At 38.5% G+C, this 22,811-nt stretch carries 12 protein-coding genes; 7 read left to right on the forward strand and 5 right to left on the reverse strand.

Annotated elements, in window-relative coordinates; genetic code table 11:
• Positions 1–15 precede the first annotated feature (15 nt).
• On the reverse strand, positions 16–7,038 hold the full coding sequence (locus tag LC457_RS08345; protein WP_223599416.1) for a type I polyketide synthase: 7,023 nt from the start codon (positions 7,036–7,038) through the stop codon (positions 16–18).
• Between the two features lie 924 nt (positions 7,039–7,962).
• Positions 7,963–8,976 carry a glutaminase A gene (gene glsA, locus LC457_RS08350; protein WP_223599417.1) on the reverse strand — a complete coding sequence of 338 codons (1,014 nt, stop codon included), beginning with the start codon at positions 8,974–8,976 and terminating at the stop codon, positions 7,963–7,965.
• Positions 8,977–9,449: 473 nt separating this feature from the next.
• Between glsA and LC457_RS08355 the strand changes: the two genes are divergently transcribed.
• From LC457_RS08355 to LC457_RS08365, 3 genes are all read left to right on the forward strand, one after another.
• Positions 9,450–14,339 (forward strand): PKD domain-containing protein, encoded by a 4,890-nt coding sequence (locus tag LC457_RS08355; protein ID WP_223599418.1) that lies wholly within the window; start codon positions 9,450–9,452, stop codon positions 14,337–14,339.
• 71 nt (positions 14,340–14,410) lie between these two features.
• A complete protein-coding gene (locus LC457_RS08360; protein WP_223599419.1) occupies positions 14,411–16,276 on the forward strand; it encodes a T9SS type A sorting domain-containing protein in 1,866 nt (621 codons plus the stop codon).
• Positions 16,277–16,436: 160 nt separating this feature from the next.
• Positions 16,437–16,877, forward strand: coding sequence for a hypothetical protein (locus LC457_RS08365; RefSeq protein WP_223599420.1), 441 nt, complete (start codon positions 16,437–16,439; stop codon positions 16,875–16,877).
• A gap of 2 nt (positions 16,878–16,879) precedes the next feature.
• On the opposite strand, the gene LC457_RS08370 is transcribed toward LC457_RS08365, so the two are convergent.
• Positions 16,880–17,698, reverse strand: a complete 819-nt coding sequence (locus LC457_RS08370; protein ID WP_223599421.1) for a helix-turn-helix transcriptional regulator — start codon at positions 17,696–17,698, stop codon at positions 16,880–16,882.
• A gap of 187 nt (positions 17,699–17,885) precedes the next feature.
• Between LC457_RS08370 and LC457_RS08375 the strand changes: the two genes are divergently transcribed.
• Positions 17,886–18,584 carry a DUF1826 domain-containing protein gene (locus tag LC457_RS08375; protein ID WP_223599422.1) on the forward strand — a complete coding sequence of 233 codons (699 nt, stop codon included), beginning with the start codon at positions 17,886–17,888 and terminating at the stop codon, positions 18,582–18,584.
• 40 nt (positions 18,585–18,624) lie between these two features.
• On the opposite strand, the gene LC457_RS08380 is transcribed toward LC457_RS08375, so the two are convergent.
• The gene (locus tag LC457_RS08380; protein ID WP_223599423.1) at positions 18,625–19,473 is read right to left on the reverse strand and encodes a sialate O-acetylesterase; all 849 of its coding nucleotides are present in this window, start codon (positions 19,471–19,473) and stop codon (positions 18,625–18,627) included.
• A complete protein-coding gene (locus LC457_RS08385) occupies positions 19,470–20,030 on the reverse strand; it encodes a TetR/AcrR family transcriptional regulator (RefSeq protein WP_223599424.1) in 561 nt (186 codons plus the stop codon). Before LC457_RS08385 ends, LC457_RS08380 begins: the two co-directional genes overlap by 4 nt.
• A 251-nt stretch (positions 20,031–20,281) precedes the next feature.
• On the opposite strand from LC457_RS08385, the gene LC457_RS08390 reads away from it, so the two are divergent.
• The 3 genes from LC457_RS08390 (at position 20,282) to LC457_RS08400 (ending at position 22,437) form a co-directional block, all read left to right on the forward strand.
• Positions 20,282–21,061 carry a T9SS type A sorting domain-containing protein gene (locus LC457_RS08390; RefSeq protein WP_223599425.1) on the forward strand — a complete coding sequence of 260 codons (780 nt, stop codon included), beginning with the start codon at positions 20,282–20,284 and terminating at the stop codon, positions 21,059–21,061.
• Between the two features lie 256 nt (positions 21,062–21,317).
• On the forward strand, positions 21,318–21,902 hold the full coding sequence (locus LC457_RS08395) for a Crp/Fnr family transcriptional regulator (protein ID WP_223599426.1): 585 nt from the start codon (positions 21,318–21,320) through the stop codon (positions 21,900–21,902).
• 142 nt (positions 21,903–22,044) lie between these two features.
• Positions 22,045–22,437: a Rid family hydrolase gene (locus LC457_RS08400; RefSeq protein ID WP_223599427.1), complete on the forward strand. Its 393-nt coding sequence runs from the start codon at positions 22,045–22,047 to the stop codon at positions 22,435–22,437.
• Positions 22,438–22,811 lie beyond the last annotated feature (374 nt).

The raw sequence follows: 22,811 nt of genomic DNA on the forward strand, positions 1-22,811 counted from the left end.
AGTTTATGCAGCGTTTTACCAATTATTTCCTGACATGATCAGCACCTGGCTTTCTGTTCCGTATTTAATCTCGTTAAGGAAGATTTCTTTTCCTTCATCCAATGGAATCATGGAAATACCTCTGCGTTCATATTCTGACTCCAGGGTGGAAGAAACCATTCCGGCTCCTTTCCATGGTCCCCAGTTGATGGAGATTACTTTTCCTTTTAATCTTTTATTTAAAGCATTTGCGTAATCATCCAGTACACTGTTGGCAGCTGCATAATCTGTCTGACCTTTGTTACCGTATACGGAAGCAATACTTGAGAATAATACTACAAACTGGCAGTCTGTACGAAGTTGTTCTGCCAATACACGAAGTGGTTTCACTTTGGTATCGAATACACGTCCGAAAGAGCTTGTCGTCTTTTGCTTGAATAATTTATCTTCTAAAAGACCTGCTCCGTGGATTACTCCGTCAAGACGGTCGTATTTTTCATAGATATTGCTGATCAGGTTACTTAAACCTTCTTCGTCACAAAGATCTAATGATTGGTAAACGATGGTATTTCCAAGTTCTTCCATATCACGGATCGTACGAAGAATCTGATTGTTTTTGAAAATTTTCGTCGTTTCTTTTTCTATTTCTGCAGGAGAAGTGAATTGGCCAGACTTAATTAAGAAGCCTCTGATTTCCTCTTTGGTTTTCATTCCTTCAAAGTCTTTAGCCGAAATCTCATTTCTTGGATCTGCAGATCTTCCTACCAGAATATAGGTGCATGGATAAGCCTGAGACATGTGTTTCCCCAACTCGGCAGTGATTCCCTGGGCGCCTCCAAGTACCAATACCACAGATTTCTGATCTAGCTGAATGTGGGCCTCATTTAAACTTGTTGACAATGGGGAAGGAATGATGTCTACTTTATGTCTCTGGTCATTTTTGTAAATGATTTCAGCAGGTTTATCATTCGTAAGGATTTCCTTTAAGGTAATTTCAGCAATCTGATCTACTTCCTGAGGAGTGCTCAAACTGATCAGTCTGCAGGTTGTATTGTCAAATTCTCTGGCCAGACTTTTGAAAAGCCCCGGATATCCCTGGTGATGACGCAATACGCTTACATCAGTAATTTCCTGAATATGTGCCGGAATATCTGAGATCAGATATACCCATTTTGCTTTATCAAAATCCAGCTTCTTGATCAGATCTACATGATCGATAATACTCGGTTTATCGGTTGCTGAGAATAGATCCAGCATAATTAATCCGTCAATGTCTGAAAGATCTTTTTCTGTATCTACTATTTCTACGATGGCTCCATGTTTCTCCAGAGCTTCTTTGATCGCGGAGGTCTGTTTGCTGTCATCTTGTGTAATGGCAAAACGTTTTCCTTGCAATACTTCTGTATTTTGTACTAGAGAAGCGTCAGTAGGTGTGATATCAAAACGAAGACGTGAAAGTACATTCTGAACAGGTTCTGTAGTGCTGTCTTCTTTCACTTCAGGTGTCGTTTCGTTGGTTTCACCATTCATTTCGCTGATCCAGCTTGCCAGACCGCGAAGGGTTTTAATGGCAGCAAGTTTTTCCATGACATCATCTGCCTGTTCAAGGTTTTGACCAAAACCGATCTTGGTTTTAAGATCACCGATGATTTCCATACGTTTGATAGAGTCTATACTTAAATCCGCTTCCAGATCAAGATCAAGACCTAGCATTTCTTTTGGATATCCCGTTTTTTCACTTACGATATTCAGAATAGCATTTTGAAGGTCTTCAAGAGAGAATTTAGGTTGAGCTTGTGGTTTTGAAGCTGCTGATTCAGCTGCAGATCCGTTTTTTTCAGCAGCAGTTGTTTCAGCTCCTGAGAATTCAGTAAGCCATGAAACAAGACCGCTTAAGGTTTTTATTCCTGCTAACTGTTCCATAACGGTATCTTCACTGGTATTTCCATTACCCAGACTTCCCAGCTCATTACGAAGTGTTCCGATGATTTCAACTCTTTTAATAGAATCAATACTTAAGTCAGCTTCCAGGTCCATTTCCATACCCAGCATTTCCTGAGGATATCCTGTTTTGTCACTTACTACCTGTAATAATAAAGACTTAATATCTCTTGCCGGAGCTTGTTTTACAGCTGCAACGGCCACCGGTCTTTCCTGCTGAACAGGCTGAACCGGAATAGTAGATATCGGCTGTTGAACCGGAGCCTGTACCGGAGCATTGTATACAGGAGCAGGGAACGCCTGAGGATTCTGTCCCATAAAGGAAAGCATCACATCGCGTTGTGCCTGTATCATTAATTTCATGCTGTTTAAATATTCCTGCAGCATGCGTTCAGCAGTAGACTGAGCTTCAGTTGCAGGGGCCTGTGGTTGATGAGTAAAATTGTTCATGGGAATAGGGTTTATGAGTGGTAAAGCACCATTAGATGGAAGATTACCATGAGTTGGGTGGGCAGTCTGCCCGTTTACACGCCAGATGGCAGGGCTTTTCTTGTAAAGCTCAGGTTGGTTAAGGTCAATAACCTTAACGCTTCGGCCATCAAAAAGTTTATCAATACTGAAGCTTCGGCCAGTTCCTAAATATTGTGCCAGCATACAAAGCAGGTGGCTGAATTTATTACGGCTGTTGTCTTCAACATATAAGGTCAGCTGATCTTTTTCAAGACAGGATTTGGTCAGTCCGGTAAGAACTTTTCCTGGGCCTACTTCGATGAATATTCTTGCACCGTCGTTATACATTGCCTGAAGCTGTTCTACAAATCTTACAGGCTGTACCAGATGATCAGTAAGTCTTTCTTTTATGGATTCAGGATTCGCCGGATATACTTCTGCTGTGGTGTTGGACCATACATGGATCTGCATTTCCCCGAAAGGAACATCTTTTAACACCTCAGCATATAAATCTTTGGATTTTGCGAGTAGCGGGCTGTGGAATGCGCATGCAACCTCAAGTTTTTTAGCAGAAATACCTTCTTGTTTAAGGATTTCCAGTAATGTATTGATGGCTTCTGTACTTCCAGCGATTACACATTGAGTAGGTGCATTGAAGTTCACAGGATAACATCCTTCTACTTTTTCAATAATTGGCTGTAAACGTTCCGGAGTAGCACTTGCTGCCAGCATTGAACCGGGATCTCCGCCTTCTACTGAATCTAAGATAGACTGCGCTCTCTTAACACTTAAGTCAACCAGTTTATCTTCTCCAAATACACCTGCAAAACATAATGCCGGAATTTCACCGTAGCTATGACCTGCCAGCATATCAGGAATAATACCTAATGATTCTAAGAATTTAGCCAATGCAAGGTCTACAATTCCTAAAAGCGGTTGTGCTAAACGGGTATCTTTAATGGTTTCTTTTTGTTGTTTTAAATCAGCTTCGTTAAAAGTCTTTGATGGGAAAACTACTTTTTCAAGTTCAGGATACTCATCAATAATCTTACGCATAGCCGGGAACACTACAAATAAGTCACGAGCCATATTGATTCTCTGACTGCCTTGTCCAGGGAAAGTGAAGGCTACTTTACCTTCTTTTTTATTCACGGTAAATGTATCTTTTGTCTCAATCCCCAGCAATACCAGCTCAAGCTTCATCATCAGGTCTTCAGCGGTATCTGCAACAATACTGTACTGGATTGGCTTTTCTGAACTGATACTTAAACTGTAAGCAATATCTTTTAATGGAATCCCATCGTTAATTTCTAATAAAGCCTTAACCTTGCTTGATTCTCCTTTGGCTTCTTCATAGGTATCTCCACGGAACACAAACAATTCTGAAGGCCATGACTGCATCGCAATTGAATTATCCTGCTTTGGATGGTTGGCAATGACTGTATGGAAATTGGTTCCTCCAAATCCAAAAGCACTGATTCCTGCATAACGGTTTTTCTCGCCCCATAATCCACTTTCTGCATGGAAGGCAAATGGACTGGTTTCTGCGTTATAATAAGCATTCGGCTGCTGAAGGTGAAGGGTAGGTGGCTTTACACCATGATAAACGGCAAGGGAAGCCTTGATCAATCCTGCTAATCCTGCCGCACATTTTGTATGTCCGATTTGCGTTTTTACAGAACCTAAATGAGTCTGCCCAGGCAATGCCCCTGAACGGCTGAATAAATTAGTTAATGCACTTAATTCCGTTTTGTCACCCACTACAGTTCCTGTACCGTGAGCTTCCACTAAACCTACAGAAGCAGCACTGATACCCGCCTGGGAATAAGCACGTTCTAATGCTCTTACCTGGCCTATCTGTCTTGGAGCTGTCAATCCCAGTGCTTTGCCGTCACTGGATCCGCCAACTCCTTTGATTACTGAATAAATACGGTCACCATCACGTACTGCGTCCTCATATCTTTTTAAAACAAGGATCGCGATACCTTCTCCAAGAGCAATACCGTCTGCATCACCATCAAAAGTAGCACATCTTCCTTTTCTGGAAAGTGCGTGAGTACTGGAAAACATCAGGTAATCATTGATTCCGTTGTGTAAATCTGCTCCTCCTGCAAGAACCATATCGGATTTTCCTAATACAAGTTCCTGACAAGCCAGATCAATAGCAGCTAATGAAGAAGCACAAGCTGCATCTACGGTAAAGTTTCTGCCGCCAAGATCCAGTCGGTTCGTAATCCTACCTGCGATCACGTTGGCAAGAATACCCGGAAACGAGTCTTCTGTGGTATGAGGGAAGGCTTCTTTTACTTCTTCATGAAGTTCTCCGAAAACCTGCTTATAATATCCTCTGAAACTATAGCTGTTGGCAAGGTCATTACCCCCTTCAGCACCTATGATTACAGAAATATTTTCTCTGTTGATATGTTTTTCACCATATCCTGCATCTTCCATTGCACGCTTGGCAACCAATAGAGTTAACAGTTGCGTAGGTTCAATAGCAGCAAGTGATTGTGGCGGAATTCCGAATGCCAGTGGATCGAAATCAATTTTAGGAATAAATCCTCCCCATTTGGAATGAGAGACATCAGATTCGTTGGAATCTGGTTTATAATAAAGGTCTTTATTCCATCTTTCGTCCGGTACTTCGGTAACGCTGTCTTTTCCTAAAATGATATTTCTCCAGTATTCATCCAGGTTTTTAGCTCCCGGGAAAATACATTCCATTCCTACGATAGCGATGTCCAGAGGTTTTTCTGTAGAAACAGGTTCTTCCGGTAACGCTGCATCCTGAATATGCTCGTAGTTGTCTACAACACTTTGATGAAGAGCCGCTAATGAGATCACACGATTGTGCATCGTAGCTACCTGTCCGATCATATACATTCCTAAGTCTAGTTGATCATCTTTAGGAATACTGACAAGTTTATCACCCTGACGCTCTATACCTTTAGCCGCAATTCTTAAACGGCCTACATTTAATTTTTCAAGTTGTTCCCACACCTGTTTTTTATCCATTCCTGCAGCAAGAAGCTTTGCTTTTTCTGTATTGAAATGGTGGGCAAATGCCGTATTGAGACAACGGGTTTCATGTCCCGGAGCTGTTTCCAATAAGACGGTATCTTTTGCCTGCATAGCCTGCGACTGGAATTCTTCCTGAATAGCTCCCGTCTGTACTGCCTCATGAGTATAAAGGTAAGCGGTTCCCATCAATACTCCAATTTTTACTCCTCTCGCAGCTAATGGAGCGGCCATGATGGAAACAAATGCTGTTGAAAATGCGTTATGAATTCCTCCTGCAAAAAAGACACTGATGTTTTCAGGGTTTTCTTCTTTTAGGATACGTTCAATTTGTTTTTCCCAAAGAACCATACTTGAAAGCGGACCTACGTGACCTCCGCACTCACGTCCTTCAAAAATGAAATTTCTGGCACCTTCTTTCAGGAAAATATCCAGAAGGGCAGGGGAAGGAACGTGTAAGAATGATTTTATTCCGGCTTTTTCAAATACTTTAGCCTGAGCTGGTCTTCCGCCTGCAATCAAAACTACAGGAGGTTTGGCTTCTAATATATAAGAGGTCTGTTCTTCTCTTAATTCCTGCGGAGCAAATCCAAGGATACCTACACCCCATGTTTTTTCACCAGCCAGTTTTTTGGTGTCCATTACCAGAGACTTTGCAGATTCTCCTTTCAATAAGGATAAGGCAACAAAAGGTAAAGCTCCGGCATCTGCTACCGCATTGGCAAATGAAGGTACATCACTCACGCGGGTCATTGGGCCTTGAGCAATAGGGTAACTCAACCCTAACTCCTGAGCTAAAGAGTTGTTTTTGTCAATTACTTTGAGTGCTTTTGCCTGCTTCAAGTGCCCGTACATAGCTTCTTTGAATCCGAAAACAAGTTTTTTCAGAGTTTTGAAATCTTCATACAGATCTGTTGCCAGCGAAATGTCTTGTCCCATAGGGATATAGCATGTATTGAGGTCCAGACCGGTGAAATACTGTTTCAGATCTTCAGCAGTTGTGTTTTCTGGTAATACCGGTGAATTGGGTCTTACCAATACACGATGGTTAGCAATCACCTTAGTTTCTGTACCATTCAGTTTTGAGCAAACTTCTTTCAGATCTTTTGGAACTGAACTTTCAGGGAACAGGGCCAGCTGGCTGTCCAGTACAACTCCTGTTGCTCCCAATGCTTTAGATGCCGCTGCAGTATGGAGACCTATTCCTCCCTGTACCCACACCGGAATGTTCTGAATTTCTTTGATCACACGCTGAAATAATACAAACGTGGATTCATAGCCTACCCATCCACCTGCTTCATTTCCTTTGATAATGATTCCTTCTGCTCCCGATTGTTCAGCCTGTCGGGCTTCTTCCAAACTGCTTACCTGATAAACTGCAGGCAGATTGAAGGGCTTCGGCATTCCGAACGGAAGGATAGCGAACCTTACTTTTTCAGGAATTTGAATTGTGGTGAAATTGTCATTAGAAAAATAAATACCATACGATGGTACGTCTATCTTGTCAAGTTGATGTAACGCTTCCTGTGCAGCCGTTATTTCATTTCCTAAACTTAAAACGGGAAATGCGCCCGCCTGGTGTAGTTTAGGTATAAGGTTAACGTCTGGTTTTTCAAAAGGCGTCAGTCCAATAATGGTTAAGTTTTTCATGGCGTGATAATTATTGAATGATAGCAAGAGATTCATAACAAAATGCAGGGCCTTTCGGTATTAAGGCGATCGCTTTTTGTTACGATATAATAAAATTGGTTTTTGTTAAATCTTTAATGATGGATGTGTTTTTATAGTAATTATTCAAGAATCTATTGTTTGTTAATAGATTGCATGATGTAAGGTTGGTGTCCGGTTTTTCAAAAGGCATTAGCCTGATTTTAGTCAAGTTTTTCATAGCATTTACGGTATAGGAATAGTTAATGATATCTCATACCAGAACACGGATGCCATTAGTATTGATGGTGTTTTTCTGTTATGAGTGAATAAAAATAATAAAAACGTATATATTCTTTAATCATAAATACAATTTGATAATTATTTATTAATATATAAATATCAATTGTTCATATGTTATTAAAATATATTTATTGTTTATTTATTCTTAGAAACATGCCGGTACAATCTTCTCAACTTTAATTATAAATAGTTATAGTTAAAGAAATGTTAAGCAAATATAGGAATAAAAAATAAAATATTTCAAAAACAAGAGATTTGTTTTTGCATATATTACAAAAAGATAATATAGAATGAATAAGGTTCCGAAATGTAAAAATTGCCTTTATCAATCTGATAAAACAGTAAAGCGAATTTAGATAAAATTAATCAATATATTGTGATTTAATTTGAATTATTTATGAACTTTTCCTATCTTTTTGATAAATAAAGAGATAGATAATTTTAAGAATAATTAATATATCTTTCCGAAATTCATAAAAAAAACAGTAAGTATCTGATATACTTACTGTTTTTTAATTAGGTTGACCGTTAAGATTTTCTGATAAATACACCCCTTAAAGAATGCCGGCTCATATAATTTTTATTATCCGGTGAGCGATCTGTAAATTAAAAGGCTTTTAAAATTTAAAATATACTTAATCCGTATTGTTTTGCAAGGTCTAAAATCATGTGATATCCTGCCAGGGAATTGCCGTGCTGATCCAGTGATGGACTGAATACACCAATTCCAATTTTTCCCGGAACACTTACGGTAATTCCGCCTCCAACACCGGATTTGCTTGGAAGACCTACGGTTCTGGAATATTCACCACTGAATTCATACATGCCGGCAGTCAGCATTTGTGACTCCACCAGTCTTGCCATTTCTGCATTCTTATAAGTAGCATCCCCGTCAAACCTTACGCATTGGTTGGCAAAGAAATAACCGATTTTTGCAAGATCTTCAGCGGTAAGCTCAATAGAGCATTGTTTGAAATAATTATCCAGCTGGTCTTCATTTCCGGAAATCAGTCCGCTGTTTTTCATTATATAGAACATCCCCCGGTTGCGGTGTCCGGTTGCTTTTTCAGATTCGTAAACAGATTTGTTATACTCAATTGCCTGATTTTTGGTAATATATCTTACCATATCCAGAATTTTAATGAAAGGTTTCTCGCCTTCTCCTGAAATTAACGAAGTAGTAAGGATGGCCCCTGCATTCATCATGGGATTGAGCGGTTTACCCGTGGTTTCAAGGTTTGAAAAATGGTTGAAAGGTTTATCGGAACCGAAATATCCCATCTTATCAAAAATATGGGCTTCACCTTTTTCATTGACGGCTACCATTAATGATATGATTTTGGAAATACTCTGCATTGTGAATTTTTTACTCACATCACCTGTATTGAATACTTTTCCGTTTTTATCTACTACAGAAAAGGCAATTGCTTTAGCGTCCATTTTTCCCAGTTCGGGAATATAATCTGCTACTTTGCCTTGTGTATAATAAGCTCTGTTTTTTTCCAGAATGGTATTTAGTGTTTTTTCTGAAATTGTTGAAATATCTGCAGTTTTCTGAGCGTAAATTATTGTGTTTAAGGAAAGAAAAGCTGCTGTACAAATTCCTTTTGCAGAAAATAAAAAGCTGTTGTTTTTCATAGAGAAGATCTTCAAATAAAATGTTTATGATAAGCCTCGAAAAACAAAGATAAAGTATTTTGATCTTGTCGGCAATGCTCATTTATTATACGGGTTAATGTTTGTATTGCCAGTGAGAAATTTAATCTGAAAATTGATTCAGTTTTAATGGTTGTTAAAGTGATTAATTTTAATATAGAATTAATTTATGTAGAAAAATATAAACAAATTGTGTTTTTGGTTGTTGATTTGGTTGTTTTAATGGTGGGAATTGTGGATTTTATTTTGCTAAAAGCCTTGTGGATCCTCAGATCATAAGAAAGTGTATATATTTTTCGTATAACTAATATGTAGGTGAAATAACATATAATCATGAATTTGTCTATATCGTTGGAATTCAATAGTGAAATAATGTTATTTTTTCACTATTAAATGATTTTTGTATTATTATTTTTATTAATTTGACAAAAAATTAATAACACTTTTTAATAACTATGAAAAACAACACCTATTTTGGTAGGGAGCACATCTTTAGATGGCTGCTACTATGTTGGCTTTTGGTGCCCTGGGTACTACAAGCACAAGCTCGAATTACATGGACTGAACAGGTCGGATGCCAGGAATTCCGTGGCGAAAAAGAAGACCAGATTCCTGACAACGGAGTCGCTGTTTCCTACATCAATTCTTCCCAATGTCTACGTGTCTGTGAGAAATCATTAGATCCTGTCAAATATCTTGTTCAGGGACCGAACGTTTCTAATGTACAATGGACTATTTCGGGAGGAACTTTAACACCTTCAGGACCAGGAAATACAGCAGCGTATGTGACCTGGGGAGCTGCAGGTAATGGCTCTTTACAAGCTGTTATTACATATAATGACGGAACTGTTGAAACCCAGACTATCTGTATTGAAAAAATCAACAGACCGATTGCTAAATTTGAATTGTTAAACCTGGATTATACCGTATGTAAAAATACCACGGTGTATTTTGATAACCTTTCCGAACAAAACGGAGGATCGGATATTATCAATTATTTCTGGGAGTTTGGAGATGGGGTAACTTCTACTTCCACAGCTTTTGAACCTTCTCATATCTATACTAATCCTGGTACCTTTACTGTTCGCCTGACTGTAACTAATAAGTGCGGCTGTAAGAATACCTACAAAAAGGAAATCAAGGTATTGAAATCAGATCCTGTACAGATCAACTGTGCATCTGTAGTATGTGAGGGCAGTGTTGAAAAATACAGCGCACAGGACGGATGTAATAAAGGACAATGGAAAGTCATTGGAGGATCTATTGTGAATAATTACGGAAGCGAAATCGAAGTGAAGTGGGATCAGGTAGATCCGCTTGATGGTTTCGGTTATGTAATGTACTTATCTGAATGTGCTTGTCCTGAGTGGACTACTATCAAAATTCCTGTAGTTTTAGCGCATGCAAAAGTGAAAGGACAGGCGGTAGTATGTGCAGGTAAACAATATACGTATTCAATTCCTCAATGGCCTACAACCAGTGTTCAATGGAATGTAAGCGGCCCTGCAGGAGGTCAGTTGTATTATACTCAACAGAGAAACGAAGCTATTTTCTCTGCTACTCAGCCTGGTACTTACCACCTTGTAGCCAATTATCACAATACCTTATTACCATGTGAAGGTCAGGCATCTATTGATATCGTAGTGGAAGCTCCGGTAGAAGTAAGTGGTGGTACGGATGAGATCTGTGCAGGAACAAGCCAGGTGTTTACGACTAACCCTAATGTGCCTGTTACCTGGAAAGTTACCACTGGCGGATCTTCTTTTGTGTCTGGAGTAACGACAGGGCCATTTAGCTACACTTTTACAGCAGCTGGTACTTATACTATTACAGCTACTAAACAAGGTGGAGGGTGTGAAAGTAATGCAAGAATCATTAAGGTATTACCAATTCCGCAGGCGCCTACAGGTACTATTTCCGGAGAAACAAAAGTATGTTCGGGAAGACCTTACGTATATACGATCAGCCCTGTTGATGCCGGAATGGTTCCGGTTTGGAGTGTTACCAACGGAACAATTCAGGGAAGTAATGCAGGTTCTTCTGTAACGGTGATCTTTAACGCCGGAGCTTCATCATATACGGTGTCTGCACAGAATAAATCAATCAGCAGCGCAGGATGTCTTTCGGCTCCAACTACGTTCAATGTAGCGCCTTTAGATCTTAACTCTATTACAATTAATCCTAATCCAGGGCCTTTCTGCCCGAGTAGTACTCAGACTTTCAGTGCTAATCTGAACGGAATTGTTCCTGAATTTATGGAATGGACATTTGGAAGTTCCAACTTCGGAAGTGTGATAGGAGGGCAGGGTACAGCTAATATTACTGTAAACTTCAATGAGATCTCTTCTACAAGCAGCACAACTCTGAATCTAAGAATTGTAAAATGCGGGGTAACAAAAATTATCACCATACCAGTATCTTTAATACCGCTTCCGGTAGTCAACTTTACAAGTGTAGGTGGAGTTTGTTTAGGTTCAAACCTTTCTTTCACGGTAAATCAGGGAACGATTACTACGGCTACAAATGTTACTTTCACATTTGCTAACGGAACAACTTATACTACAGCTTTCAATCCTTCCGGAAATTACAGCTTCCCAAATAATGGGTATATCTCGAATAATACAGGAGGTAATATTTCTCAGGTGGTTACTGTAACGTATACAGGAACTAACGGATGTAGTTATAACCCAACAGCAAGTGCAAACTTCACCATTTACCCAGAGACTATTATTACCATTTCTCCGGTATATAATGTTACTGTTTGTGACCCGACAACAATGACACCGTATACTCTTACGGCGAACAGTTCTACAGGTCTTACGAATATTAGTTCGTGGCAATGGTATAAAAATAATTCACTTATACCAGGTGCTAATACAAACTCATATACCATATCGGGTGCAGGGGCTTTCGGAACATATAAAGTACGTGCGGTAGATATTAATAACTGTGTGGTTTTTTCTCAGAATGTTAATGTCACTCAGCTATGTCCGAGCAGTGCAGGTTGTACAACAGACCCTCAGATCAGTTTTGTTCCACAATGGTCAGGTTGTAATACAATTTCTGTTACCGGTTTATCTTATATTGGAACTCCTGACGAGATTCAGTGGCTATCAGATAGTGTACTTACTTTGTCTTCCGGACAGGGAACAGCTACACCGGTATATCAGACGAATCTTCCTGCTGCGCATATTGTTTTTGTACGTTTAAGATACGGTACATGCTGGTACAGCAAAGGGGTAGAAGTAAGAAAAAACTACGAGCCTAAATTCAATGTAAGTACAGTATGTAATGGAGGAGGTTACAATGTAACTCTTTTCAATACATCAACTATCTTTGAAATCAATCCGGCATCTATCACTTACACATTCTCCAGCCCGGGTCAGCCAAATCAAACAGGACAGACGGCTACTTATAACAATCTGGCGCCAGGTACTTACACCTTTACAATGACAATGTCTGCACCTGGAAAACCAACGTGTACTACTACGCAGACTATTACATTGGCTCCGGTTCCTAGTACCAGCTTCCTGGTTCCGGCATGGATCTGTGTGCGTGAGGCAATTACATTCTCTCCTATATCATATGTTCCAGGAAATACTTATACCTGGATCTTTGATGGTACATCTTATGTAACCGGAGGACCGAATGCTACTATAACATACAATACGAGCGGAACAAAAACAATACAGCTGAAAATTAAAACTCCTAATGGATGTGAATATACTTCCGCTGTCATTAATATTAGTGTGAAAGAAGCTACTCTTGATGGTAACATGGCGCCTCCGGCTCTTGTTGCCTGTATAGGAAGTGCTCCTAATATCTTGTTTACAAGTACTCTTGGAACTCCAAGTCATTACATCTGGATGAATGGTTCTCAGCCTGTGTTTGGAGCACCAGACTCTCCGGTCTTCACTCCAACTCAATCAGGAAGCTACTGGCCGGTGCTGGTATCTTCAGATGGATGTAGAACAAGTATCATGAGTACGAAAGCAATACCTGTGACGCTTAAAAATCCTCCATATGTTAATATATCCGGAAAAGCTAATATCTGTGAAGGATCTTCTACAATTCTTAGCGGCCTTGTAACGGATACCACATTGGAATACCAATGGAAGAAAAACGGAGGATTGGCATCAGCTCCATGGAGCCCTGGTCCATATCCGATCGTTTTCGATACAGGATCATTACCTGCAGGGACCTATGTTTATACGCTGGAAGTAAGAACTCCGGGTGCATCAGGATGTACAAGTTCTAAAAACTTTACCGTTACGGTAAGTCCTCCACCATCACCGGTTACGGTAACCTACAGTTTGGTGAGCTGCCAGCCTTATAAAATTAAGTTAACAGCATCAGGACCATCTGCAGGAGATTACAACTGGAGTAATGGAATGACTGGTCAGTCTATTACAGTAAATGAAGGAGGTGCTTATCAGGTTATTTATACTGCGCCAAGCGGATGTAAAGTAAGTAATTATACAGAAGTTCCGTTAAGTCTTGAGAGTCTGATGTGGGTATTCCCTACAGGATGTTATGATGAATGTCTTAGAAAGAATTATATTTTAGGACCAAAAGGAATCTTTGATCATCATGACTGGCAGCTGTTCGGAAACAGTATCCAAAGCGGAAACAATGCTTTCATTAATCCGTTGTATATTGGTGCTCCGGGAACATATCAGCTACAGATCTCTCATTTAGGATGTGTATTTACTTCCGGAACGATGAATTACTATCCGGGTAAAGAATGTGGATTTGAATCAGATTGTAAGCTTGAGACAAATATCAAAGGCATGAAGTGGGTTGGAGATCATTACGAAGTGAGTGGTGTTCTTCAAAATATGGGAAGCCAGCCGATAAGTCTTACGGTTTCGAGTCTTAATGGATATGGAAGTTATATTCCGTCTATCATCACTATTCCGGCAGGAGGAGTGTATGATATGAACGCTAATCCGTTGGCATTCTATCCAAACTCAAACTTCCAGGGTACAGACGAGATCTTATTCTCAAATGAAACCTGTAAGTTTACTACTAAAGCATCAGATCCAGACTGGATGGGTATGAGAAGTGCTGGAAGAAGCGTAATTGCTGCTTCAGTTTCCTCTCTGAAAATGATACCAAATCCTGCGAAGGAAAAAGTGAAAATCTCGTATAATACGGGCAGTGAAAAATTACTTGCAAAACAGATTACAGTTTTTGATGCCATGGGCAATATCAAATTCCGTAAAGAACTGAAAGCGGCTTCCGGAGAGGTAGATGTAGAAGTTAGCAGCTGGCTGCAAGGTGTTTACATTGTCATTGTACAAACGGGAGACACATCATTACAAGGAAAACTAATTAAAAATTAGTAGCTTATAAAGCAGTGTTCTCTTCGGAGAGCACTGTTTTTTTATAGTATGTGAAAACTAAAAGAATTTTTATGATACAATTAAAAAACAAACTGTGGGGACTGCTTCTGATACTGCCGGCATTATCTTTTAGCCAGACTTATCAGTGGCAATGGGGAAAACAGGCCGGAGGAATAACAGGCTCGGCTGATCCCGGGTTTCATTATGTATTTGATGAATCCATAAGGGATATTGTAGTGGATAACAACAACAATACTTATTATCTTGCAACCATGCGTGAGCAGGGACAAAACCTGAATGGTACCTCTGTAAACAATTATGGGCTTAGTGACCTTTTTCTGTTCTCTGCCGATTGTGAAGGGAATATAAGATGGTCCAGACCCATAGGAGGTTCCGGAGACGGAGAAAATGCATGGCATATTAAACTGGATAATAATGGAGGGTTATATATGATAGCTACCATTTATAATAATTCTTATATAGGAGATCCTACTGCCGTTCCGGTGCATTTTGATGACACTCATACATTACCTCTGTATACCCATTATGATCAAACCATAGATCCTGCCCATAAAGCAGCATTTCTTTTGAAATATAATACTTCAGACGGTACATTGGCATGGAGTAAGCCTTTGCAGGGGGATGTTAACTATTCCTCGCGTATGTGTGATGTCCAGATGATGTATATGGATTCTTCCAAAAACATTCATGCTGTTATGGGATTCCGGGCGGGAACTCATTTGAATGGTTTAATTACAGTGCCTTCAACATTTACCTCAACCTATCAGTATTATGCAGTTAAGTTTAATTATGATAATGGTAATATGACACCTGCGGCACCTGTGTTTCTTCCTATTACAGGAGATGCAGTATATGCAGTAGGAAGAGAGGGAAAAGTAAATCTGGTATACGATGAAAGCCTGAACCGTTATTATCTTGCAGGAAAGAGAATGGATGCCGGGTTTAGTACCCTGCTTGACCTTTCCTATAATAATGTACCCTTTACGAAAGCTGCTTATTTATTAGCTCTTGATGGAACTACCGGAGCGGAGGTATGGAGAAGAGAAATTAATAATGGTGTTACAAGTACGGATGATGAAATTCATTCCATCATAAAAGATCCTGCGACTTCAGATATCTACATTTCAGGGCGTTATTTCAATGGGATAACAGTACCTGCAACTTTTGGGAGTTATACTTTCCCTTTAAGAAGTTATGTAGAAGCCGTTCCGTTTGTCATGAAGCTTAATGCTCTTGGCTCGGTACAGTGGGCAAGAACTCCTGAAGGAATGTCCGGTCTTCAGTTTGGATATCGTTTTACGAAAGGAACCCTTGCTGTTAATGGAAATGAAATCGCTTTTGCCAAAGGAAGCTGGTCTGATATCTGGGGCAGTTATACAATGACACGACCTGATGGAGACAGATCAGATCCATTATTGGTTAGACTCAATAAAGATACAGGAGCTGTTTTGGGAACAGGAGAAATCCGCAGTAATTTTAATGTGATAGATGAATTTACGGCAGTTGCTGCAGATAAAGATGGTAATTATGTTGTGGGAGGCTTTTTCCATGACCAATTGTTTACAGATTCTAATGACAATGTCAATACAATGGCTGTCAATGTAGCAGGAGGAAAATCTCAGTCATTTTTTACAAAATATGCTAAATCGGCGTGCAGTCAGATGTCGGTAGAAGAAACAGCTGTTCAGGCAGGAATACAATTATATCCGAATCCTGTTCAGGATGTACTTACAATCAGAAGTAAAGAACCTTTGGTTTCTTATGAAATCTTTGGTGCTGCAGGACAACTGATAAAACAGGGAACTTTGAATTTGATGCAGGAGCAAATAGTATTATCTTCTCTTCAGACAGGAGTGTATTACATTAAACTTAAAACAAAATCTTCTACAGTAACAGAAAAAATATTGAAGAAGTAAAAAAACAAAACTGAAAATTAATAACCTTATATATAAAGCAGTGTTCTCCAAAAGAGGATGCTGTTTTTTTATAAATGCTTTTGAGTTGAAAAAATAAACTTGTTCGTTATTTTACAATTTTTTGCCCGCAGGAAGTAGTTGCTTTGTATAAAAAATTAAAATGAAAAAGGTACTTATTGTAAGCACACTATTACTGCTTACCTCATGGTCAAATGCTCAGACTACAGATTTGGAAACAGTAAGAAAAACTATTGAAGCCAGTAATGCAATCTACGCTGATCTGGCGAACAAAAATGACGGATCAATTCTAACAAGGTACACAGATGATGCATGTCTGTTTCCGCCCAATGCGATACCGGTTTGCGGAAGAGAGCAGATATTCAATTTCTTTAAGGGAGGTCCTAAGGTGCATGTTAAATTTACGATTCAAAACCTGTACGGAGATGGTAAAACATCGGTTACTGAAGAAAGTTATTACGAAATGACAGATTTAGATGGTAAAAAACTGGACGATGGGAAAGTAATCGTGATCTGGAAAAATACAAAAGAGGGTTGGAAGATGCACCGTGACATGTTCAGCAGTAATCATCCTGCAAAATAAAATCAAAAACCAATATTGACAGCCTGTTGAAGATCCATATCATTTTTAATCAGTGAATGCCTCGAGGCAGAAGGAGTGATGCCTGTAAATTTCCTAAACTCTTTGATAAAATGAGACTGATCATAGTACCCGCAGTCATAAGCTATATTTGTAAGTGATTCCGGAGTGTTGAGAACCATTTGAAGACTTTTGTTAAATCTCATGACAGCCGCAAAAGCAGAAGGACTGATGCCCATATTCATCATATAAAGCTTTTGAATATATCGTTCCGATAATCCTGAATCCTGAGCCAAAGCAGAAAGATCCAATATGTGATGATTCATCAAAAACTGCTGGCTGAGTTCCTGAAGTATTGTGGCTTTCTTTATCCGGGTTTCATTTTTTCTCAGCTGTTGAAGAAAGTATGTCTCCAAAACATTGATTTTTGCATGAAGACTGCCAGTCTGCATGATGCGATCATACAAATCTCTGTTTTCACTTTTTGCCACATCATACATATCAGTAGCATAGTTTGTGAATTCTGACAAAGGATCAGAAAAGAATAAAGCAGAAGCATATGGATAAATCCGTGCTATCAATACAGAAGTTCCTTGCGCAACGGTAAGCCGGGTGGGAAGAGTGAGATGCCCTAGAAGTTCTATATCCGGAGTATCTTTACTTTTTCCATTGATAATGGTTGCTGCGGCACCACCGGAAATATTGATGATCAGATCTACATATCCGCTGGGATAAAATACTTCATCCCTGAGATCCTTGTCAATGGTAATAACGGTGTAACTCTTTATGTATGGAGCTAAGCTGGCGGAAGGTGAAATTTGCATAGCTTTGGAGGTGTTAATTCGTTGAGGGATAGTTTCTTCGAAGTTAGGAATAAATATAATATGAGGAGGAAAGAAGAATATCAAATAAAAACTTCCATATTAAAAGTATATCTGATTTTTTTTGTAATGACGATTTGAGCAACCTATTCCGTATTTTTGCAGACAATTAAACGGTTTATTTCAAAACATGAGCAATATATTTTCTGACAATCAGCAAATAAATGTGGTATCTTCTTTCTCAGAACTTGTCAATACCCATTTTCAGGGAGCTATGAATGCTATTTGCTGGCATCGGAATTTAATGGGGGATTTTAAAGAAATTGTTGCTCAGCTTCAGTTAAATGATGATATAACTGTAGTTTCCGCTCAGGATCTTTTAGCATTGCAATTATCAGAAGAAGGAGATATTGCAAGAAAAATAATCTTAAATGATTTACAGGTATTGACCGATTTTGGAGCATCTCCGGTTCTTAATTTGCTTAAATGTTATGAACGGGATGAAGAACTCGGTTTCATTTCAACAGATGTATATTCATATCATGTAGACCGTTCACCTATCGGAACAGATACTTTTTTATGTACCTATCATGGAACTGCAAGTGATATCATTCCCAATGATCAGGTGGAACAGAAAATTTTGATTCCTGAAATCCGCGAACAGTTAAAAGAACTGCACAACGGCCCCGAAGAAGAATTTGAAGACTTCCTCAAAGAATATTTCTTTGATCTTCACTATCAGCCTAAACCTAATGCACAACCAGTAAATTTAGGAGCAGGCCATCTATGGAGAATTGCTGTAGATCATCCGGAGCAGCAGGCGTTGCCATGTGTTCATAGGGCTCCCATAGAAAACGATGGTGAATATCGGTTGCTGTTGATTTGCTGATATATTACATGCTGAAATAATAAATAAGCAGGGTGTTCTTTTACTCTTGTCCTATGGCTGTTATTTGCATTAAATAATCCTTACCTTCAATATTCCCAAGTGCAAATTCGTGCTCCAGAAGCTTGATTTTTTCTGTTTTGGTATAAGGACGATTGTAGATTTCATTCAAAATATCATTTTCATCAATGTTGGTCTTCAGAAGGTGTTTTAAGTCACGATAAGCACAATAATATCTGATTCCTAGTAATCTTTGTGAATGCGCATTGAAATGAATGCCATCAGGATTAGGCGTAAGTCCTTTTGCGGTAACAAAATAACAGTTTTCATGAGATTGGGCAAAATCTTCAAGTTTCCGGTTGACCAAAGAATAATACTTGAAATACTGACCCAATATTCCGTTGGGTAAATAATCTCCCAATCCTCCAATGATAAGAGGAACTCCAGGAATATTGAGTTCCTGGCGCAAAGCATCAATAATCTTAGAGAACTTTTCCTGATATTGATCTGCCTTTTCAGGAGAACAGTCACTTTCGCCCTGATGCCATAAAATTCCTTTAATCTCACTTGTTCGTTGGGCAAGTCTGGCTTGTGAAACGGCATTCTCAAACAGAGCATTTCCTACGGCCCAGTCATCAAGGCTGGTTCCTCCATCAGCACATGGAATCAATCCGATTTCATCCTCTTGATGATCCCGTCTCCAGAAGGCGGCAAATGATGAAGCGAGCCCCACACCCGAACTAAGACGATCAAAATTAATGGGTTCTGACATGATCTGCCATAAGCCATTTCTCAACATTTTAATATGTTCATCAAAAATAAGCGGAACTTCTTTTGCATAACCGCGCCCGGCCATATTGGATTGGCCTATCATTAAAAAAGAATGTATCATTTTTGTTTATTTAATTCCAAGCCTATACTTCTGCTGAATGAATTCCAGGCTAGTTTTTTTATTTCATTAGGTGCAATATCTCCCGATCTGTATGCGGTAATGGTTGCCGTGATAACGTTGGTAAACAGAATCCTTATCCATGCTAATGGCAGTTCGCTGTCTATTAATTGTTCCTTTTGCAGAGTTTCTATTGCATTGAATATATCGTTCCTTGTTTTTAAATAATCCTTACTTATTTCAGTGGTATAAGCAGGTTTTATTTCGTTCAGCTTAATTAAAAAAGAATATTTTGTTCCGCTGTCAATACCGGCGTATAATAAGTTTTCCAGTTGTATCAAAGGATTGGTAGAGCTGTTAAAAGCATTTATGGCCGCTTCTTCCCAGGCCTTCATCATATTTGAATTACAGGCTTCTAACAATTCGTTTCGGTTTTTAAAGTACCGGTGCAATGTTCTTCGGTTAAGGTTACAGCGTTCTGCAATCTCTTCAAATGTTGCCGAAAAATCCTCATTGAAGACGGATATCGCTGTATCAATAATCTTTTGTTGGGTATTCATTATTTTTTCAATGCCACAAAAATACAATAAATGTCTCAATTTTGAGACATTTAATTTTGGAAATACCTATGGATTGGAAAAGGATATGGGATATTAAATCTACAGTTGTTAAATAAATATAAGCAGATATCAGGAAATCTTTCACACTTATTAATTGTCCTTTTACGATCCGGCTCAGAACTTTCAATTTTACATTATTAAAAAATCAGAATAGATCTATCATAAAAACAATAACTTAAAATCAGAATAAAATGAAAAAAATTATCCTATTGCTGGCTTTTTTGCTGGTCTGCCAAAATCAATTCATGGCACAAATAATTATTGGTCCCGTAGAAACTTACAAAGCTACCTTTACCAGACACGATGATTATGTTCCGGGAAATATTGCTTATGCCAATACTACCCTTACACTTGAAATAAAAACAGGGGCTACTGCTCCACAATTTAATTCGTTTCCTCCTAATAGTATAACTTCTAAAGATTATGCTTTTCCTTCATTTGTTACTTCATCTCAGGTTACTTACGTTAAAGTAACTTTTAATGATTTGGTAAGTCCGTCATTATTTAGTGGATACTATCCGCTTTCAACTGTAGTGGGAAGTCATACAACCATTTCAGATCCTAATATGATTGTATATGATCCATACCCCGGAAAATATGGATATGGAGTAGATATTTATTGCAATGCACCAAACCAGTATACCATCAGGGTTACCAAGTTCTTATGTCACATATGTATCCGTCCTCCGGTTTCTAAAAATGGGAATCTTCAAAGTGATAATACAGTATTGGTACCTAATCCAAGCATGGGATTCTCTGAGCTTTACTATACCGCCGAGGATAAAGAAACAATTTCAATCAATGTTGTTGATATCAATGGTAAAGTAGTTAGAGCATACACTACAGATATAGAAGCCGGGCTAAACAAGTTACCTATTGATCTCAAAAATTCTTTGGGAGGTACCTATGTTGTTCAGTGGAAATCCAGCATCGGTAAAAGTGGAACTTTAAAACTAATAAAGAATAAATAGCTATTATTGCTACTTAGTTTTCAACTCCTGCGTTTTGCAGGAGTTTTTTGATGTTTATTTTACGATAATCTTTTCTGTTTTTCATCTTATTATAAAAAATCTATATAAAAACAATTGGTTCGATGGGGTCAATAAAGTTTTTTTGTGAAAATCTGAATAAAGATGTGAAAATAATTAGCCATCACGATAGGGAAGTAGATCTCTGAATGCCGATGTTTAAAGACTTTTTACTAATTTGCAGCCGTAAAATAAATTTATGTTTCAAAATATCATTAAAAACATTTCGCGGTTCGTTAGCTTAACACCTGAAGAGGAAAAAATTTATGAGGATTTGCTGACACTTCAGAAGTTCCCGAAAAAAACACATCTTTTGCGTGAAGGAGAGATTTGCCAGTTCGAGGGTTTTATAAAAGAGGGTTGTGTGCGAACGTATTATCTTGATGAAAACGGTTTTGAAGTAACACTTCTGTTCGCTGTTGAAGATTGGTGGATTACCGATATTGATTCGTTTAACAGTAAAACTCCCTCAAAGATTTTTATCGAAACTTTGGAAGATACAGAAATTTATATGCTGAATCCGGAAACGAAGGAAGAGTTATTGCAGAAAGTTCCCAAGTTTGAAAGAGCCTTCAGGCTAATGATGCAGAGGTATGTGGTGACACTGCAAAACCGCTTGGTTAATACTATTTCTCAACCTGCAACAGACCGTTATCTGGAATTTATAAGAGTTTATCCAACGATTCCACAGCGTGTGGCGCAGTATTATATTGCATCCTATCTTGGCGTTTCAAAAGAGTTTGTAAGTACAATCAGGAAGCGTTTAGCGAATAAGCAGAAATAAATCAATACATTTAAAATTATAAAATGTCGGATATGAAAATATTCGACATTTTTTTTCGTCGGAAGCATTTTTATTAAACTAGTTAAATTTCTAAGATTTCTTTCTGCTCTACATTTGCCTTATTAATTTAAAATATAAAAAAATGTCACAGGAAAATAAAACAGCAGAAGGCTTTGGAATGCCTTGGGAAGATATTTACGGATACGCACAAGCGGTAAAAAAAGGCAATACCGTATGGATTTCCGGTCAATTGGGTCACAATGATAAAGGTGAACTGGCAGAAGGAATGGATGCGCAGATGAAGCAAACTTATGCGAATATCAAAGAATTATTGTCAAGATATGATATGACGATGGAAAATGTGGTAGAAGAAGTGATTTATGCAATGGACATGGCGACTGCATTTGAGGCAAGAAAAAATTTCAAAACAGAATTTTACGATAATCCTAAAACTGTAGCCAGTACAATGGTTGGCGTAAGCGGGCTTGCATTGTCAGGACAGCTTGTTGAAATTAAAATTATGGCAACGGTATAAGTTTACCAGTGAATTTTCTAAAAATCATCATTGATTAGACTGGTACACTACGTTTAAAATATTAGGCTTAGATTATGAAATCTAAGCCTTTTTGTTTGGAGATAAGTTTTACTTCCCGATACAAAAAGTAAAAATAACTGATAAACAGATATTTATGCTTTCTGAGGGACAATGGGGTAACAGAATTCCACAAACTAATAATATTTATTACAAAGGTAGTGATATTTTAAAAATAACTCAATAATAATTGAAAAGACATTTCAAATCGATCTCAATGTCAGTAAGATCATTTCAGCAAACAATGAGGATTTCCCGCTGGTTCTATAAATTATACCATCTTGAATAAATCTGGTGATTAGTGATGAATTCCTTAG

The sequence above is a fragment of the Chryseobacterium sp. GVT01B genome (assembly GCF_019970045.1).
In the GTDB taxonomy this organism is placed as follows: Bacteria; Bacteroidota; Bacteroidia; order Flavobacteriales; family Weeksellaceae; genus Chryseobacterium.

Bases quoted from the DNA above. Each gene is read 5' to 3' on its own strand.
- LC457_RS08345 (WP_223599416.1), bottom strand. From the start codon at position 7,038: ATGAAAAACTTAACCATTATTGGACTGACGCCTTTTGAAAAACCAGAC.
- glsA (WP_223599417.1), bottom strand. From the start codon at position 8,976: ATGAAAAACAACAGCTTTTTATTTTCTGCAAAAGGAATTTGTACAGCA.
- LC457_RS08355 (WP_223599418.1), top strand. From the start codon at position 9,450: ATGAAAAACAACACCTATTTTGGTAGGGAGCACATCTTTAGATGGCTG.
- LC457_RS08360 (WP_223599419.1), top strand. From the start codon at position 14,411: ATGATACAATTAAAAAACAAACTGTGGGGACTGCTTCTGATACTGCCG.
- LC457_RS08365 (WP_223599420.1), top strand. From the start codon at position 16,437: ATGAAAAAGGTACTTATTGTAAGCACACTATTACTGCTTACCTCATGG.
- LC457_RS08370 (WP_223599421.1), bottom strand. From the start codon at position 17,698: ATGCAAATTTCACCTTCCGCCAGCTTAGCTCCATACATAAAGAGTTAC.
- LC457_RS08375 (WP_223599422.1), top strand. From the start codon at position 17,886: ATGAGCAATATATTTTCTGACAATCAGCAAATAAATGTGGTATCTTCT.
- LC457_RS08380 (WP_223599423.1), bottom strand. From the start codon at position 19,473: ATGATACATTCTTTTTTAATGATAGGCCAATCCAATATGGCCGGGCGC.
- LC457_RS08385 (WP_223599424.1), bottom strand. From the start codon at position 20,030: ATGAATACCCAACAAAAGATTATTGATACAGCGATATCCGTCTTCAAT.
- LC457_RS08390 (WP_223599425.1), top strand. From the start codon at position 20,282: ATGAAAAAAATTATCCTATTGCTGGCTTTTTTGCTGGTCTGCCAAAAT.
- LC457_RS08395 (WP_223599426.1), top strand. From the start codon at position 21,318: ATGTTTCAAAATATCATTAAAAACATTTCGCGGTTCGTTAGCTTAACA.
- LC457_RS08400 (WP_223599427.1), top strand. From the start codon at position 22,045: ATGTCACAGGAAAATAAAACAGCAGAAGGCTTTGGAATGCCTTGGGAA.